The organism is Paenibacillus uliginis N3/975 (genome assembly GCF_900177425.1).
Taxonomy (GTDB): Bacteria; Bacillota; Bacilli; order Paenibacillales; family Paenibacillaceae; genus Paenibacillus_AQ; species Paenibacillus_AQ uliginis.
The window spans coordinates 1846308-1861599 of sequence record NZ_LT840184.1 but is presented as its reverse complement, the minus strand read 5'-3'; the positions used below and the strand labels follow the sequence as shown (position 1 = coordinate 1861599).

The 15292-nt window shown below is 40.3% G+C and carries 22 protein-coding genes; 1 reads left to right on the top strand and 21 read right to left on the bottom strand.

The annotated features are described in order from the left end of the window. Positions 1-38: 38 nt before the first annotated feature. The 4 genes from pgsA to B9N86_RS08770 all read right to left on the bottom strand — a co-directional run bounded on the left by pgsA (position 39) and on the right by B9N86_RS08770 (position 3045). Positions 39-632, bottom strand: a complete 594-nt coding sequence (gene pgsA / locus B9N86_RS08785; protein ID WP_208918678.1) for a CDP-diacylglycerol--glycerol-3-phosphate 3-phosphatidyltransferase — start codon at positions 630-632, stop codon at positions 39-41. 24 nt (positions 633-656) lie between these two features. After that, positions 657-1070, bottom strand: a complete 414-nt coding sequence (locus B9N86_RS08780; protein WP_208918677.1) for an NUDIX hydrolase — start codon at positions 1068-1070, stop codon at positions 657-659. 75 nt (positions 1071-1145) lie between these two features. Beyond that, positions 1146-2033 carry a TIGR01777 family oxidoreductase gene (locus B9N86_RS08775; protein WP_208918676.1) on the bottom strand — a complete coding sequence of 296 codons (888 nt, stop codon included), beginning with the start codon at positions 2031-2033 and terminating at the stop codon, positions 1146-1148. 280 nt (positions 2034-2313) lie between these two features. Then, positions 2314-3045, bottom strand: a complete 732-nt coding sequence (locus tag B9N86_RS08770; protein WP_208918675.1) for an RNA polymerase sigma factor — start codon at positions 3043-3045, stop codon at positions 2314-2316. Between the two features lie 172 nt (positions 3046-3217). Between B9N86_RS08770 and clpP the strand changes: the two genes are divergently transcribed. Further along, entirely contained in the window at positions 3218-3802 is a 585-nt protein-coding gene (clpP, locus tag B9N86_RS08765; RefSeq protein WP_208918674.1) for an ATP-dependent Clp endopeptidase proteolytic subunit ClpP, read from the top strand. 37 nt (positions 3803-3839) lie between these two features. Here clpP and B9N86_RS08760 read toward each other — a convergent pair whose 3' ends face one another. From B9N86_RS08760 to B9N86_RS08680, 17 genes are all read right to left on the bottom strand, one after another. After that, complete coding sequence (locus tag B9N86_RS08760; RefSeq protein ID WP_208918673.1) at positions 3840-4301, bottom strand: double zinc ribbon domain-containing protein; 462 nt, start codon at positions 4299-4301, stop codon at positions 3840-3842. A 39-nt stretch (positions 4302-4340) separates the two neighbouring features. Continuing rightward, positions 4341-5030: a hypothetical protein gene (locus B9N86_RS08755; protein WP_208918672.1), complete on the bottom strand. Its 690-nt coding sequence runs from the start codon at positions 5028-5030 to the stop codon at positions 4341-4343. A 242-nt stretch (positions 5031-5272) separates the two neighbouring features. Beyond that, positions 5273-6085 (bottom strand): class I SAM-dependent methyltransferase, encoded by an 813-nt coding sequence (locus tag B9N86_RS08750; protein WP_208918671.1) that lies wholly within the window; start codon positions 6083-6085, stop codon positions 5273-5275. Further along, entirely contained in the window at positions 6060-6962 is a 903-nt protein-coding gene (locus B9N86_RS08745) for a phosphotransferase (RefSeq protein ID WP_208918670.1), read from the bottom strand. Before B9N86_RS08745 ends, B9N86_RS08750 begins: the two co-directional genes overlap by 26 nt. Before the next feature lie 101 nt (positions 6963-7063). After that, complete coding sequence (locus B9N86_RS08740) at positions 7064-7519, bottom strand: VOC family protein (RefSeq protein WP_208918669.1); 456 nt, start codon at positions 7517-7519, stop codon at positions 7064-7066. Positions 7520-7539: 20 nt separating this feature from the next. Next, complete coding sequence (locus tag B9N86_RS08735) at positions 7540-8025, bottom strand: GyrI-like domain-containing protein (protein ID WP_208918668.1); 486 nt, start codon at positions 8023-8025, stop codon at positions 7540-7542. A gap of 282 nt (positions 8026-8307) precedes the next feature. Continuing rightward, complete coding sequence (locus B9N86_RS08730) at positions 8308-8826, bottom strand: DinB family protein (protein ID WP_208918667.1); 519 nt, start codon at positions 8824-8826, stop codon at positions 8308-8310. A 155-nt stretch (positions 8827-8981) separates the two neighbouring features. Then, positions 8982-9554: a TetR/AcrR family transcriptional regulator gene (locus tag B9N86_RS08725; RefSeq protein ID WP_208918666.1), complete on the bottom strand. Its 573-nt coding sequence runs from the start codon at positions 9552-9554 to the stop codon at positions 8982-8984. A gap of 166 nt (positions 9555-9720) precedes the next feature. Next, entirely contained in the window at positions 9721-10263 is a 543-nt protein-coding gene (locus B9N86_RS08720; protein ID WP_208918665.1) for a GrpB family protein, read from the bottom strand. Next, positions 10256-10663, bottom strand: coding sequence for a hypothetical protein (locus B9N86_RS08715; RefSeq protein WP_208918664.1), 408 nt, complete (start codon positions 10661-10663; stop codon positions 10256-10258). Before B9N86_RS08715 ends, B9N86_RS08720 begins: the two co-directional genes overlap by 8 nt. 3 nt (positions 10664-10666) lie before the next feature. Next, on the bottom strand, positions 10667-10912 hold the full coding sequence (locus B9N86_RS08710) for a hypothetical protein (RefSeq protein ID WP_208918663.1): 246 nt from the start codon (positions 10910-10912) through the stop codon (positions 10667-10669). 60 nt (positions 10913-10972) lie between these two features. Then, on the bottom strand, positions 10973-11518 hold the full coding sequence (locus B9N86_RS08705; protein WP_208918662.1) for a nucleotidyltransferase family protein: 546 nt from the start codon (positions 11516-11518) through the stop codon (positions 10973-10975). 79 nt (positions 11519-11597) lie between these two features. Continuing rightward, the gene (locus B9N86_RS08700; RefSeq protein ID WP_208918661.1) at positions 11598-12086 is read right to left on the bottom strand and encodes an NUDIX hydrolase; all 489 of its coding nucleotides are present in this window, start codon (positions 12084-12086) and stop codon (positions 11598-11600) included. Between the two features lie 27 nt (positions 12087-12113). Further along, entirely contained in the window at positions 12114-12584 is a 471-nt protein-coding gene (locus tag B9N86_RS08695) for a GNAT family N-acetyltransferase (RefSeq protein ID WP_244563128.1), read from the bottom strand. 196 nt (positions 12585-12780) lie between these two features. Continuing rightward, entirely contained in the window at positions 12781-13251 is a 471-nt protein-coding gene (locus B9N86_RS08690) for a hypothetical protein (protein ID WP_208918660.1), read from the bottom strand. A 48-nt stretch (positions 13252-13299) separates the two neighbouring features. After that, positions 13300-13929, bottom strand: a complete 630-nt coding sequence (yqeK, locus tag B9N86_RS08685) for a bis(5'-nucleosyl)-tetraphosphatase (symmetrical) YqeK (RefSeq protein ID WP_208918659.1) — start codon at positions 13927-13929, stop codon at positions 13300-13302. A gap of 443 nt (positions 13930-14372) precedes the next feature. After that, positions 14373-15290: a hypothetical protein gene (locus B9N86_RS08680; protein WP_208918658.1), complete on the bottom strand. Its 918-nt coding sequence runs from the start codon at positions 15288-15290 to the stop codon at positions 14373-14375. Between the last annotated feature and the right edge of the window lie 2 nt (positions 15291-15292).

Below are 15292 nucleotides of genomic sequence, written 5' to 3'. Positions count from 1 at the left end.
ATGCCTTGCTCTCCTTTGCTTTATTCATATAATAACGTTTATTGATCACCTATCAATTTAAGCTCTTTATAGTTTCTTACAATATAGTTGAAGCCTGAATAGATCGTCATCACGACTGCCAGCATCATAATCACATAATCGATTGGAATGGTCGTGAAGAAGCTAAATGGAACGTTATCCAACAATACGGCAGTTATACCGATGACCTGAAGAACCATTTTAAATTTACCATACTGGTCAGCGGAAAGAGCGATTTTCTGGGCAGCCGCCACCATCCTTAGTCCTGTGATAACAAATTCCCGGCCGATAATAACGACAGCAACCCAAGTTGAAATCAACTCTTGCTGGACCATCATGACAAGTGCCACAGAGATCAAAAGTTTATCAGCTAAAGGATCGAGCAGCTTGCCAAGGTTCGTAATTTGATTGTATTTTCTGGCTATATACCCATCCAATTTATCTGTAGCAGAGGCCACAACAAACAACACAGCAGCGAAATACACGCCATTTTGATTGACAAACTGGAAGAAAGATAGACGGTCTGTCAACCAGCTTGGATACTGAATAAAAAATAACATGAAAAACGGTATGAGCAAAATTCTGGATATTGTGATCTTGTTGGCTAAGTTCATGACCTATTTCTCTCCTTCCTTGAACTATTTATTAAACTCAATATAAAAAGGATCTTTATGATTCAGACAATACTCGATCCGCTCCCTAAAATTTTTCCATGTCACCATTTGCAGCGCTTCATCGATTTCATAATAACCGACCTCCAGGCTTTCACTCGAAGTTGTCAATTGTCCGCCGATGGGCCTGCCTACAAACAACGTATTGCATATCGATTCCTTTACGTTCTGGTATATGCCGCAAAACCTAACGATTTCGATATCGATTCCTGTTTCTTCTTTTGCTTCCCTGATTGCCCCATCTGATAAGGACTCCCCTTCCTCAACCTGCCCCCCAGGCAATTCCCAACCTCTTCGAGGGCCTTTCAGCAGCAAAATTTGATTGTTATCGTTCAATACGACTGTCGCAGCAGAAACGATATGTTTGGGCGTTCGATACATGATTCTCATCTCCTCTCATGAAAAAATACCGGCTTAAGAGTAGGTGCTTGTTTATCTTAGGCCGATATTGAATCACTATTTTAGAATATGAGCAAGAGCTTGACCGATATCCTTGTGTTTAAAAGTGTATCCGGCTCTCTCTAACCGCTCAGGAATAACCCAGCGGCTTTTCATAATGAGCTCGGTTTCCGTTTTAATCATGATCGCCCCCATTTCAAGCAGCCATTTAGGAGAAGGCAATCCAATTTTCACATTCATCGTTTCCCTCAGCTGAGCCATCAGCTCACGGTTCGTAACCGGATGTGGGGATGAGCAGTTAAACACGCCGTTCAGTTCTTTCCGTTCCTGCAGGAACTGTATTATGCCAAATATATCTTCAATATGGATCCAGCTGAACATTTGGTTTCCAGGGCCTTGCACTCCACCGAGTCCAAATCGAACGAGATTTTTGAAAGGGGTCATCACACCGCCGCCTGGCCCAAGCACGATAGCGATTCGCAGCGCAACCTGTCTTGTCTGTGGCAGCTGAAAAGAGAAAAGTGCCTTCTCCCATTCCTTAGCCACATCCACCGAAAATCCCGTTCCAATTTCCCCACTCTCTTCGGTCATGGGGCGATCCTCGGCATGCCTGTATATCGTAGCTGTACTTGAGTTAATCCAAAGTTTAGGAGGGTTCCCACACTTTTTTAACGCTTTTCCTAGTATTCGTGTTGTTTCCGTTCTGGATCTCAGTATTTCTTTCTTGTTCTTTTCATTGTACCGACAGTCCACTGACTTACCTGCAAGATTGATTAACATATCGGAGTGATCAATGGCTTCTACAATCTCTTTATGATTATTCCAGGAAATATGCTGTTCCTGCCTAGAAATGATATGGACATCATAACCAAGTGCACGGTACTTGTCTTCGAGAAACTTACCGATAAACCCTGTTCCGCCTGCAAGAACTATTTTTTTTCGCATATGATCAGCTCACTTCTCTTTAGTAAACTAGGTAAAACTGTAACGACTATACAGAAAATGGTGTGCTCTATGTCATAGATATTCGATTCAACAGTTGCCAGTTCCTTCAAAAAAATGAAACTGGTTCATCCGCATAGATATAGGGAAACGCTTGAGTTTCTTTTTTTTATTCCAGCGGATTTTGGCATATACAGTCAAGCATCAAAAAAGGCGCTGCAGGACATGATCCTGCAAACGCCTTAAATGTATCTTGTTACACTGTATTCACTTTGAATTTGTGCTATGCCACCATTCTTACTTCAACCTGATTGAACGAATAGTTAAAGGATGGATATTCAAACTGCGATTGAACCGAAGTCGAGTAAGAACCAACTACATTAAGAACTTCTTGATCTCCCTGAACAAGCCTTAACACCTCGTCTACTTCTCCATTTACATATGCCGTAGCGATTGCACTTAGCCTAATCCTGGCTTCTTCTTCCTGAGGCACGACTATTCCATCTTCAACATTATGCTCTATAGCTTGAAGTTCTTTTCGTGCGCGGTGATATGCTGCCTTAACGGCCCCTTCTGTCGTCTGAAGCTTTTCGGCTGTCTCTGCCACGGAAAAACCCAATACGCTTCGCATTAGTAGTACCGTTCTTTGAAGAGGAGATAAATGTTTCATCAGAAAATGAAATGCCATTTCCATGTTGAGGGTACTGTTGTCCATTACAGCATCTCCATTTTTCTCAGCCTGCTCCACTTCCTTATCCAGTATCCGTTCGAATACTTTTCTTCGACGTATTTGATCAATCCACGCATTCTTGGCTGTTCGCATGAGCAAAGCCTGGGGGTTGTTATGCTGCTGATCCTTTATCTTTTCCAGGGATTTTAACCAGGTATCCTGTACGAGATCTTCGGAATCCCACACGGATTGAGTAAGGGAGAGACAGTACCTGTTGAGAAGAGCGTTCAACTGTTCCAGATTATTGTCTTCCGGCTGATGCAATGTATTTAATGGATTGGTCATCTTTCACAGTCAGCTCCTTATCCGTTCTTTAGATTATCTTATATGTAAACGAACAAAGCATTCATTACGTTACGCTATTCCTAGAAATTATTTCTGGCGCATACTCCGTACCTTTTGACATCACCGATTCGTTTACATGTTGTTAAATAACTTAATCACGGGAGGTAATACCATGTCCAGTTATATCCCTTATGTTGTCGAGCAAAGTAGCCGAGGCGAAAGATCATATGACATCTATTCAAGACTTCTTAAAGACCGGATTATATTTGTAGGCTCTGAAATAAATGATGCAGTGGCTAACAGCGTAATTGCGCAGCTTCTGTTGCTTGCTGCTGAAGATCCGGAAAAAGACATACACATGTATATCAACAGTCCTGGGGGCTCGGTTAGCGCCGGTTTCGGTATTTTTGATACGATGCAGCACATTAAGCCGCAGGTTCAGACCATATGCACAGGCTTAGCTGCTTCATGGGGATCTATGCTGCTGCTTGCCGGTGCTAAAGGTAAACGCTTCGCTCTTCCTAACAGTGAAATTATGATACATCAACCGCATGGAGGCGCTCAAGGTCAAGCAACTGATATCGCTATCAGTGCGAAACGGATTCTTAAAATCCGTGAAAAAATTGTCCAAATCACAGCTGAGCGGACAGGTCAATCCATTGAAAAAATAGAACGGGACATGGACCGGGATTACTTCATGTCTGCCGATGAAGCCGTAGAGTACGGGATTATTGACAAGGTCATAACGTCGATTTAACGGATTGAAAAAAGCCACCGGGAGGTGGCTTTTTATTTCATGCGAATATCCACCAGAACAAAAATAATTGGACTACAATCATCACTAATCCAACAATCAACAGCATTTTGCCGGTATCCTGCTTGTCACGATCATCACTGAAAGAAACAACGCCCCCTACAATAAGTCCAACGATCGGAATCACAATGGTGGAGATTACAATCAGTGTCATCGCAACATTGTCGGGAGTTGGTGTCAAATCCTCATCGTATTGATATGTGTTCGAGGATGGAGCTCGGGATACCAACGTCCCACAGTACTTGCACTTCAAAGCACCTTCCTCTAATGATTCATGACAATGACTGCAAACCGATGATTTTGATAAAGACCCACTATATTTTTTATCTGAATTTAATGTGCCCTGGGGGACAACGTCTCTTAACGAACTGCTGCATACAACACACACATGAGCGGTTTCTTTATTACCTTCTCCACATCCGGGGCAGATCTTCACAGCCATGAGGGAACCTCCTTTTCATTCACCCTTCCCGCAACCCATTCATATCGCATCCACCCCTACGACCTTCATATCATCGGCGTCTACCAATAACTTTAGCTTCGAGCAGAACGATGCTAGGAACCGTAAAGTGACCGAATATCTTAATTCGTCTTCCAGAACCCACCCCGTTGGGGACAGCATTAATACTTTCTTACGAAAAAAATAACTATGCTCAATCACCTGCTGCAGGGTAGCCGTTTCTTCTAAATGTATCGGTTCAAGTTTATGGATATGAACTGAGAAATGTTTAATCGTTCTACTCATTTTATGTGGGCCTAAAAAATTTCTGTCTTTACTCCGGTAAAAGTCATAAATAAGCGGCGATAACTCGTTACGCTCTTTCATCGACTTAAAAATAGCCGAAGAACATTCTTTCACCTTTTTCAGCATAATGGTCTCAATCTCATCTTTAATGACAACTAATTTAACTTCGTTAAAATGGGGAACTACTTCTTCCCATGTTAACGCTCTGGCTGTTTCATCACGTCCATATATCTGAGTAACCGAGTTTACAGAATCCAGCAAAATGGGTCCCGACACACTAACTTGACCCAAAACGGTCATTCTGTCGGATTCCATGTTCTCGTTTATTTTTACAATTCTAAAATCTCTGTCTTCCGATGTAATGTTTGTTTCCGTTATATCCGTTTCGTAATCCTCGGACGTGATCTCTTCTAACCAATCCAACATAGAGCCACTCCTTTTATTCAAACGTTGCTCTTGTCCACTCGCTTTTATACTTTTTTATCGATAATATGTTTATTATCCCGAGTTTCTTTTCTTAATTTGCGGATTTCATCAGTTAACACGTCCAGCTTACGCGAGCTTTTAGATGAATCGATTGCGTATCTGATCACTACAACAGTAAGTGCAAGGAAAATTAGCCATAAAGGTATCATTATTAGTACTTCCATACAATTTACTCCTTTCCGCTACTTCCTCCGTCCAATATAAAGTAAATGTGAAGACATCCCTAAAATATACGGATTCCCCGCTTCCTTATATATAACCTCCATAACCTCTCTGAACTCATCGTCCCCACGAGTACGCCAATAATCGAACTGCTCGGACTGAAATGAGCCAGCAATGCTTGAAGAGGCAATCAACTGAATACTTTCAAAACCATGTGATTCCATAAACGGCTGGATTTCATCAATTTTAAAATAGTAGGCTCCCGTAAATCTTCCTTCATCGCTATGATTAAAAATGCCCGTTTCCATAAATGTGGAAATATCATGGATATTATCATTGGGCTTCCAGTGTTGAGGATATAAGAGTGAAGTCGTTAAGTGTCTCGTTCTGGTCATAAACGCCGCAAACACAACACCGCCACTCTTCGTCACCCGATAAAGTTCCTTCACTGCTTGATTCCGGTCCTGTTTCTCTTGCAGATGATACAACGGCCCTAACATTAAAGAAGCATCGAATTGCTCATCTTCAAACAGGTCAAGATTTCTGGCATCGGCCGCTTTAAAAGCTTTGAATTGATTAAGCAATTCAAAATCCTTGGCTTTCTCATAAGCAACCTCCACCAAACGGGGTGTCAGATCTGTTAATGACATATCATATCCTCGCTTCGCCAGTTCCATAGCATATTTCCCCGGCCCGGCTCCGTTATCCAATATATGACCATGGGGCGGCAGATACTTCGTGATATAGTGCAGATTTACAAGAAATTCTATAGGCTCCCGATCCAGACGGCCCCATTCATCGAATTGATTATAATATTTCAGAATATGATCCATATAAATGCTCCTTCAATTGTTTAAAATAATCCAGCTTCTCATCAATGAACTCATCACCGTAATCTATACTTCCGGTAATATGCGGATCACTAAGACATAGTCCCATCAACCATAGCTGTCTGATACCAACAAAGATAGGCACAGCCCGAAGGTCACTTTCCGATAAAGCTCTAATCGAATGGTAACCTTCAATAAAAGCACTCCATAACCGCTCTAATTGTTCGGGATCATGACTCAATCGAACCTCTCTTGCTAGACGGAATTCTGCAATATCATATGCACGCCAACCATATCCGCACAGATCAAAATCATAGTGAGTCATGACTAAATCTTCGGTGAAGCTGACGTTGGTATTTCCGTGCAGATCTCCATGGCATATCCCCCAATCTAATTGATTTAATGGGATGTCCAGCAAGGCTTGCTCCAGTGCTTTACCAACCTCTTTGATGAATTCAAAATCATCTTTTCGATGCCCCATGCCAGCTTCAATAATATCAAGTGATTGATTGATTAAATAATCCAAATTAAGATGCGGTCTGGCATAATCACTTTTAAAGCTGTCACCTTTTAAATGAATATTTGCAACGGCTTTTCCAAAAGCACTGCTGATTTCTTCATTATCTATTCCTCTTTCGCTTCCTTCTGCAAAGGTGAACAATACACTAAATCGTCGACCTTCCGGAGCGTCAATGGTTTGAATAAACTCCCCATGAATGTCCGCTATAGGTAAAGAGACTGAAATCCTATTCTGATTAAGATGACGTAATAGCTCCAATTCAAAAGCGATTTCCGAATACTCTTTTCTCCAATCTCCACGATAAACTCTAAAGATGAATTTTTCATCGGATGTGGTGGTTACCAAGTAGGTGTCATTCATTCCTCGTAGGTAGTAACTCGTATTCAATAAATTTTGAATGCTGTACTGCGTTCTTAAATATTGTGCAAGTGCTTTATCAGAGAGCGTACACACATCCTTAGTTAATTTTCCGCTGAATCCTTCACAAAATTTTCTTTCATCTCTTCTTTTAGATCATAAATAGACCACGCTGCTTCCAGCAGATTCCCTTCATTGTCTCTAAAATAAAAATACTTGGCTTCTCCGGCGCCCAAGGATTGCAATGGCTGCACATCAACCCCATTACTCTTCAAGAATTCATGTGTTTGTTCAATATCTAGGCAATTCATAGCCATAATCGGAAAAGGTTGACCGTTTCTGGATATTTGCAATCTCTCCTGATCCTCGGTTTCAATCAACAATAAAGCAATCGAATATTGGCCGGGATGATGCAGTACCGCAAGAAATGAGCCCCGATCCTGAAATTTATCGATTAGCTGAAATTCAAGATGTTTTGTATACCATTCAATGGAAGCATCAATATTGGATGTAGGAACATACACATAACCAACTCTAGTGAATAAAAAATCTTTTTTCATAGAACACTCTCCCAGAAAAATTATTTCTTAATAATTGGAAAATGCAGTCTCATTTCGGTGTCATTACGTTCATGAGCGGAGTGAATTTTCATATACATCTCAAAACCATAGGTCCCAGCCTGTTCATATTCTGACGCGCTGATCCAAGTATATAATTGATCATATGCCAAGCCCGCGTTATCAATATTTCCGGAGTATGGCAAGACAGCGTATGTGCCACCAGGAATTTCATAACTGATCATGTCCTCCTGAGGCTCAAATCCTTCTTCAACTTCCACTCCTGCTATCCAAGTGAATAAATCGGTATGCGGATTGTAGTTAGGGGGATCAATGAATACACCATAGGTTACTGGAAGGCCCACCGCACCTTCGATCTCATTCAATCTTTCATTAAACGATTGCTGTAATTTTGGTATAATTAGTTGTTCCTTGGTATCTTTCAAAAGAACGTCACCGGTGAGTCCAACAATACGGGTCCTACCACGGTTTACGATTTCAACACTCATAAAGACAACCCTTCCTGTAGTCGGCAAGTGCACCCCAGTGATGATCTTATTAACTTGTTGTTAAGTGAATGAAATCTATCTGAATGATCATATGAACTCTACATCAATAGGGATCTTTCCCGCTTCTTTTTTAGTGTCTTCATTATACGTTATAGCAGGATCAAAATTCCATATTAAGTTAATCTATCCTTCGGTTTATGCAAGTCTAATAGATTTGTTCTAAAAAAACAGCCTGGAACTCAAAGTTCCAGACTGTCCTTTTTGCTGATTGCTATAGTATTATCATTGATCTAGCGTATATAAATAGAAGCCATAATCCGTTGGTGTCCCCGGATGACCAAGCTGTCTCAGCATCGCAGTAATATTTCCTCTGTGATACGACCCATGGTTCACAATATGCTGAATAAAATCAACATACCGGGCCTTGAACCCACCTGATGAATACATAGACTCTATGTCCTCGTGCTGCTCAATAAATGCCCTGAAACGTTCACCCAGTGTTTCCATCATGACTCCTAATTGTTCAATACGCTTCCCTTCCGTTTCAGCAACCAATCGATCCGTCTCAGCCTTTACTTGCTCAATATATTCTTCTGACATCTCCATAACGTCACCAGCAGTAAAAAAGGTTAACCAGTTGCTGTCAACCACATAAATGTGCACCATGACATCATAGATCGTAGGGAATACGCTCATCATTTTCTGGCGGTATATTTCCTCGGATAATTCCTGCAAATAGGCACACACTTTCTTGTTAGCCCAAACATGATAATCAAACTGCTGCAAAACATATTGTTTCAAAAAAAGTTTCCCCTCTCGATGGGGACCACGCAGTTTATGGGCGATTATGCGCTAAACCCCTCATAAGTTTGCCCCTGATTACAATTTGTTTTCATATCAAACGCCTCCCATTAATCCATCTCCCTGTATATTATCATACAAACAAAGCACCTGTCTTATTTCGACTCACCATATGAACGAATACCCTTAAGGAAAAAGTCAATCAATAGCTGTAAACTATAATCTGGATCAATCGGGATATTGAAGTTTCCTGTCTGCTCCAGCGATGCAAAACCGTGTAGGAGACTATGCAATCCGCGAACAGTATGGATGGCTGCATCTCCCTCTAATCCGTATGCGCCAAGTACACGAACGAGAAGTTCTACAGGCTGAACTGCAATTTTTTGGGTTTCTTCATGCTGCCAATTCGGTGTACGAACAAGAGCGTCATACAATCCTGGATGCTCCCGAGCAAACGTTATGTAAGCTTTAGCAATGGCATGTACGGCATCATCTTGCGCACGTCCTACCGCTGCATGTGTCATCACATCATTCAACCGTTTCATTCCATGCATCGCGAGCTGATGACGAAGTCCAGGCAGTCCATCCACGTGATTGTACAATGAAGGCGAACGAATTCCCAGCTTCTTGGAGAGGGAGGCCAATGTTACCTCATCCAAGCCTTCAGTATCCGCAATTTCTGAGGCTGCTTGTAATATGATCTGCAAATCCAGCTTTACTCTTGACATCCGTACTTTCATCTCCTTATATATCATTCACATATAGATGAATAGGGTTAATTCAAAATATTAACACTAATAACAATTTAACTAATAACATTAGTTTTTGTCAACCAAAATTAACTTCAGTTCATATATTTTTGGGGATATGTAAAATGAACTCTCGATAAATCTGTTATATATCTGACTTTCCCGGTCTCCATCCTATTTGCTGACTCCATTCACTCGCCTTCCTCATAATCTCCCAAATGACAGGCCCCTTCTCTTCCACATACCGTTCGCGCTCATTGTGGTACTGATCCATCAATTGATACTTCACTTCTGCATACCTTCTGCGGGCATCCGGGTGTTCGCGCAAATAATCTCTAAAGAGCAACGCAAACTGCTCTGACCAACTACCCACCTCACGAACATGAATGTGGGTTCTTCTCATACTGCCGCTCTCTCTAAAATAACGTTTCGTTCGGTCTGGGTTATTGACTCTATAGGTGTAACCGAGTGCTTCTAAACCCAATCTGCAATCCATCGGTTCCAACGAACCAACGGATACTTGAATATCAATAATTGGCTTTGCATCTAATCCTGTGATAGATGTCGAACCGATATGGTCAATTCGCACAGCGACTTCACCTAGTGCCTGCCTTATTTGTCCACCAATCACCTGGAATTCATTTTTCCATGCCTTGTCATAAGGCATTACGATTATGGGATCAGACATCGTTGTCTCCTTCTGATTCATCTTTTTTTACAACTTTCACCTTTAATAAAAGCACAACTGCATCTTTCTTGATCATTTTATCCATTGCTTGGCTGTCTTGATAATCATAGCTTTCTATCGTATTATTCTTTCCTTGCCGGTACACCGCTAACAATTTGGTCTCTCCAGATTCCAGGCCAACCTTTTCACTTCCAATGGCATAGTCCCAAACGCTAAACATCGTAGAACTATTAAGGATTTGGTTGTCTATTCGAATAGGTGGTGCTTTCACATTATGTGAATACATAAATATCGAACCTGCCTCACTAATAGGATTAATTAATCCAAAACCCATATGGCCTTCTTCAACCTGTTTGGGGCTTTGACCATAGCTTAGTTCGATTAAGTGAAATGGATCCATTTTTTAACCGTTCTGATAACACTCCACCCAAATATTAACCCAGCTCTGATCCGCATAGGGTAGCTTGAAATCAAAGTCGTACAAAACCCCTAAGCCCAATTCCTTGTATACTTTTTCGTATTCCAAATTTTCATTGGCAGAAATATATGCTACCTTATTTTCTGGCGTGGTTTCTTTGCTGCAGCCAAGTAGACCTAACAGTAAGACCATGATAACCACGGGCCAAACTATACTACGTATATTTTTCAAAAGTGCTCTCCCCTCCTTATTCTCTTCACCGTTAGTTCAATCTGTAAAAAGTAAATTGGATTAAGCCATTCTTAATTGAGGCCATATATCTAACCATCTCTTATTATTTACTCTGGAATTAAAATATGCTTCGTCCTTAAAATACGGACTTTTACGAATAATCAACTGAAACAAATCTTCCAGTCCATGAGGCGCTATCACTTCAATATTCATATCGTCGTCAAGACGGATTCCAACAGCCGTTACCGTCTCTGGCCATCTCTTCATTGCATCTGCCACAGATACAAATGGATCATCTTGGTTTTTTGTATGCATGCGGGCTTGATTCTTCACAGACCAGTTATATTTATCGTATTGATTTATTAGCTGGATATCATAATCTTTTTCCGACTCTTCTCGAAGATCTGTTGGATTGAAATATAGAACATCTACATCGTTTAGTGGGGTTTGATCTGCATAGCCATGGAGGTAATCCCAAACAAAATTTCGCACATACCCAGCCGCTATACACCAATGTGGCAAACCCAATTGCCGCACCCATTCCAGATCTCTCATTAAATTTTCGTTAGTCTTCAAAATATTGATTAGTTTTTCTTCTAAATTCAAATTTAGCTCCTCCTTCTAACAACATAGAATATTTCCTAGGTAATACTCGGTCACAACCAGCTCTATTATCGGTTTCAGTTCATCTGGAAGTTCGATATTTCAAATAATACATAATACCAGCCCGGTCCACGTTGGAAAATTGCATCGGATCTTGATTCATTAATTCACGAATGTCATCAACTGGCCTCCAGTGTACCTTTTCCGTGTTATCGCCGTTCTCGGTTAGATCACCTGTTACGGTGCAAATGAAATACATGCCCATTGAATCAATAGGCCCATTCACCGTTTGATAAACACAAAAAGGCTTCACGCATTCTACCTCGAACTCAGCGTTTATGCCTATGGTGTCACTTCTTGTGTCTTGATCTTCCACCCTGACGACTTTCAATCCCGTTTCCTCGAATACTTCCCTATACAAACCAGCGAGTATAGGCTCAAACAGCTCTAATCTTCCTCCAGGCAGTTCTAAAACTTCAGGCTCCCCTGGCTTAACACGGGTTTGAATGATGAGTTCGGTAACTCCATCGTTATCTCGTTCAATAAAGGCTCTTGCATTTACAAAAAACATATCAACTCACCGCCCTTAGCATCCCTTTTAACGATCTATCCACGTATTTTTATGTATTGTATAGCTATTATATGGCATGCCATCCATCTCCAAGATGTTACTCCAAACGAAGCCGCACTTCTGTATGACTTTGTTCGAAGGCACGTTATGTACTAATGCCAGTGCGCAAACTTCCTCGACATGGGTATTCTCAAATAAATACTTGATAAGCCCTTGTGCAGCCTGAGTCGTATATCCTTGGCTTCGATGATCCTTCGATATGGCATACATAACCTCTCTTTTAGGTTCGAGTAATTCATCTTTAATCCCTGTACAGCACCAACCGATAAACTCACCCGTCTCTTTTAAAATAATTCCTAAGCGTAAACGGATATCTCCGATGTCCCCTCCCTCCATCACAGCCTGGATAAATCTTTGATTCTCCGGAATTTCATAATTAAACAACCAATCCAGTCTTTGTTCCTTGGGTACGTCCCAATCCGGCAAAAACTCCTTGATTTCAGGCTGCTAGGTCAGGTTATACAAGGCGTCCAAATCTTCTAGTTTATATTCTCTAAGAATAATATCGTTACAATCGATCGTGAAATCGTTGTTTGTTGAAACTTCGGGGTTCATAGTTGTATCCTCCAAAAAGTTAGATTGGATCATATTGTATCTCGTAGTTGTTTACCATCACAACCGAGCTTAGGCAATCTTATCTAATGATCGTACAACAACTATCAGGCGTATGTATCATCTGAATATCTTCTGTTGCAAACTGATCGATACTTACTGTTTTTCTTACCATATTCGGATTCTCGTTACCAATCCATACGGACCATAGTTCAATGGGAATTCCTTCATTAACTTTTTCGACGATATACGTATATAGCTCTTCAATCGTATTTTGCTGATACAAATTTCCACCCAGCTGATAAATAAACGGCTTCTTCGTATAGCTATCTAATACATATGGCGGAGACTCACAATATTCAACTTGTAAACTTTCTGTTTGTTCGTTAATTTGCCAGATAACCTTAGCTTCATCTGGAGCATCTTCCCATGGCATAGGCCCAACGGGTTTATGTTTTAATTGTTTAATGTCTTTTGCTGTAAGGGTCAAAAATCTTGTTGGATTTACTTCATTTAACAATGTGTCCGATGCAATAAAGATGAATCCGCTCATTGTTCATGCCATCCTTTCTCTTCTACAATTCCACCTATCTAAGTTCTGCTATGTACGCTGTGGCTTTAATAAATCATTTAACTCTTCGTATGCGTCTCTGAGCCAGGGATGTATCACTTTGAGCGATTCCTTGCGTTCCCATAAGTAATTAATATAAGAAAAAGCTCCATAGGTTAAAGAAACTTCCAAATTCCGATGAAGTTCTTGTATGTATGGAGGAATTCCTGACTGGTCCCACGCTATTTTGTCTGCAACAAATAAAACCTGATCCAGCTTACTTGAATTTCTCCTCAGTGTCGTATGACATCCAACAGCATCCAATATCTCGGCATTCGTGATTTTGAATATTTCTTTAGCCATTACTTTTGATATCTTCTGATGAATAATCATAGGAAAAGCTTCTTCCTCAGCTAAAATATCGATTTGCAACTCCTTTGCGGCCGCAATCCGTTCGTTATTTGGAATTACCGCACTAATATCATGCAGCCATCCTCCGATTTCCGCTTCATCTGGATCTGCATTAAATAATGTGGCAACTCTCCTAGCCTCTGTCCCGACCTCCATACAATGCTCAGCAGTCTTCGGACAATGATTGGAAATTAGGAACAATTGTATGTCTTGCTTCAGGTCGTGTGTGAAGTTCATATTTCTAGTTAGTTCTTTCAGTATGGCTTGCATTGCAATTCCTCCCGTATATTCATCTATTTCATAAATCGCATTCCTTTTTTAAAGTTGGTAATACGTATTCTAAGAACAGTACAATGATAACTCCATACCTTAAAATTATCATACAGGATATCCCATCAATCATACAGATAATTCAACTTACCCTGTTGCCATAATTATTTCTCATATAAAAAACAGAGCATCGATGGTATTACACCAACCACACTCTGTTTTTTGAAGAAGATCATCTTAGGAAGCAGAATCACATATTCTTACACTTTTAAAACAGCAGTTCTCCGTTACGGTGTTTAAGTAGTGAAATGCTAACTTATTAATACATTGAATCTGCATAACTATTCTACTGAAAGTCCAAAAAAGAGCCCTGTTCATAGCAGAACAGGACCCTTCTTTACATTTCAAATTATGAAGCAACAATGCCGCATGATAGCTTAACCTTAATCCAAATAGCTGTAGTATTCCAAAATGTCGGCTATAACTTGCTTCTGCTCCTTGCTTAAAGTATAATCCGTAGTTTTATTGGATATATCCTCAAATCGAACAATGACTTCATCATTACTCGGAATTACCTTAGTCAGTAGATTTTCCGTTTTGTCTTTAACTCCTATATCAACAACTTCCGTCATACCGGAACCCATAAAGTCAACATTATTCAGTTTATCCATAGGATTGAATTTAAGTTCTTCAAGATCCTCCCCAGCTCGCACTTTAATACTGGTGAAAACAAATAAAGCCTTAGAAGCATCTTCCTGATATCCTGCCCGCAACAACATGTATTTTTTCGAATCTTTAACACCGATGTAAGGATAGAAAACTAATCCTTTGGTAACTCCTGATGCAGGTGAGATAAAGGTAATGTTTTCGACCTTATCTTCTTTAATATCAAATTTAGCCTCAAGTTTTCCTTTGCGTTCCTTAATCTTAGCCTCAATATCGGCTTTAAGTTTTGTATATTCGTCTTTATTTTCAGCTTTAATTGCTTTCTCAACTGTTGCAATGGCATCCGTGTAGCTGCCATCTTTAAAAAGCTTTTGAGCCTCTGCGAATAATTCCTCGTGGTTTTCAGACTTGCTTGATTTTGTTTCCTTAGCGGAATTTGTCTTATCATCTGTTGTTGATGAAGTATTATTGGAAAGTGCTCCAATTATACTTAATGCTACTATTACCCCTACAATGATAAGCATAATTTTTTTGAAAGTTTTTGGTTTTTTATTAGTCTCCACTTTACAATTAGTCCCCCTTAAGACTTTTTCATATAGTTCTATAGTAACATCAAGAAGTTCCACCATCAACCTATTAAGTGATATTAAACCAATAACGAACAAAAAAACCGTTTTTTCAGTTTCTTCTAACAAAA

Bases quoted from the DNA above. Each gene is read 5' to 3' on its own strand.
- B9N86_RS08725 (WP_208918666.1), bottom strand. From the start codon at position 9,554: ATGTCAAGAGTAAAGCTGGATTTGCAGATCATATTACAAGCAGCCTCA.
- B9N86_RS08740 (WP_208918669.1), bottom strand. From the start codon at position 7,519: ATGAAAAAAGATTTTTTATTCACTAGAGTTGGTTATGTGTATGTTCCT.
- B9N86_RS08690 (WP_208918660.1), bottom strand. From the start codon at position 13,251: ATGAGCGGATTCATCTTTATTGCATCGGACACATTGTTAAATGAAGTA.
- B9N86_RS08755 (WP_208918672.1), bottom strand. From the start codon at position 5,030: ATGTTGGATTGGTTAGAAGAGATCACGTCCGAGGATTACGAAACGGAT.
- B9N86_RS08775 (WP_208918676.1), bottom strand. From the start codon at position 2,033: ATGCGAAAAAAAATAGTTCTTGCAGGCGGAACAGGGTTTATCGGTAAG.
- B9N86_RS08715 (WP_208918664.1), bottom strand. From the start codon at position 10,663: ATGGATCCATTTCACTTAATCGAACTAAGCTATGGTCAAAGCCCCAAA.
- B9N86_RS08760 (WP_208918673.1), bottom strand. From the start codon at position 4,301: ATGGCTGTGAAGATCTGCCCCGGATGTGGAGAAGGTAATAAAGAAACC.
- clpP (WP_208918674.1), top strand. From the start codon at position 3,218: ATGTCCAGTTATATCCCTTATGTTGTCGAGCAAAGTAGCCGAGGCGAA.
- B9N86_RS08735 (WP_208918668.1), bottom strand. From the start codon at position 8,025: ATGAGTGTTGAAATCGTAAACCGTGGTAGGACCCGTATTGTTGGACTC.
- B9N86_RS08720 (WP_208918665.1), bottom strand. From the start codon at position 10,263: ATGTCTGATCCCATAATCGTAATGCCTTATGACAAGGCATGGAAAAAT.
- B9N86_RS08770 (WP_208918675.1), bottom strand. From the start codon at position 3,045: ATGACCAATCCATTAAATACATTGCATCAGCCGGAAGACAATAATCTG.
- B9N86_RS08780 (WP_208918677.1), bottom strand. From the start codon at position 1,070: ATGTATCGAACGCCCAAACATATCGTTTCTGCTGCGACAGTCGTATTG.
- B9N86_RS08745 (WP_208918670.1), bottom strand. From the start codon at position 6,962: ATGAATGACACCTACTTGGTAACCACCACATCCGATGAAAAATTCATC.
- pgsA (WP_208918678.1), bottom strand. From the start codon at position 632: ATGAACTTAGCCAACAAGATCACAATATCCAGAATTTTGCTCATACCG.
- B9N86_RS08700 (WP_208918661.1), bottom strand. From the start codon at position 12,086: ATGTTTTTTGTAAATGCAAGAGCCTTTATTGAACGAGATAACGATGGA.
- B9N86_RS08750 (WP_208918671.1), bottom strand. From the start codon at position 6,085: ATGGATCATATTCTGAAATATTATAATCAATTCGATGAATGGGGCCGT.
- yqeK (WP_208918659.1), bottom strand. From the start codon at position 13,929: ATGCAAGCCATACTGAAAGAACTAACTAGAAATATGAACTTCACACAC.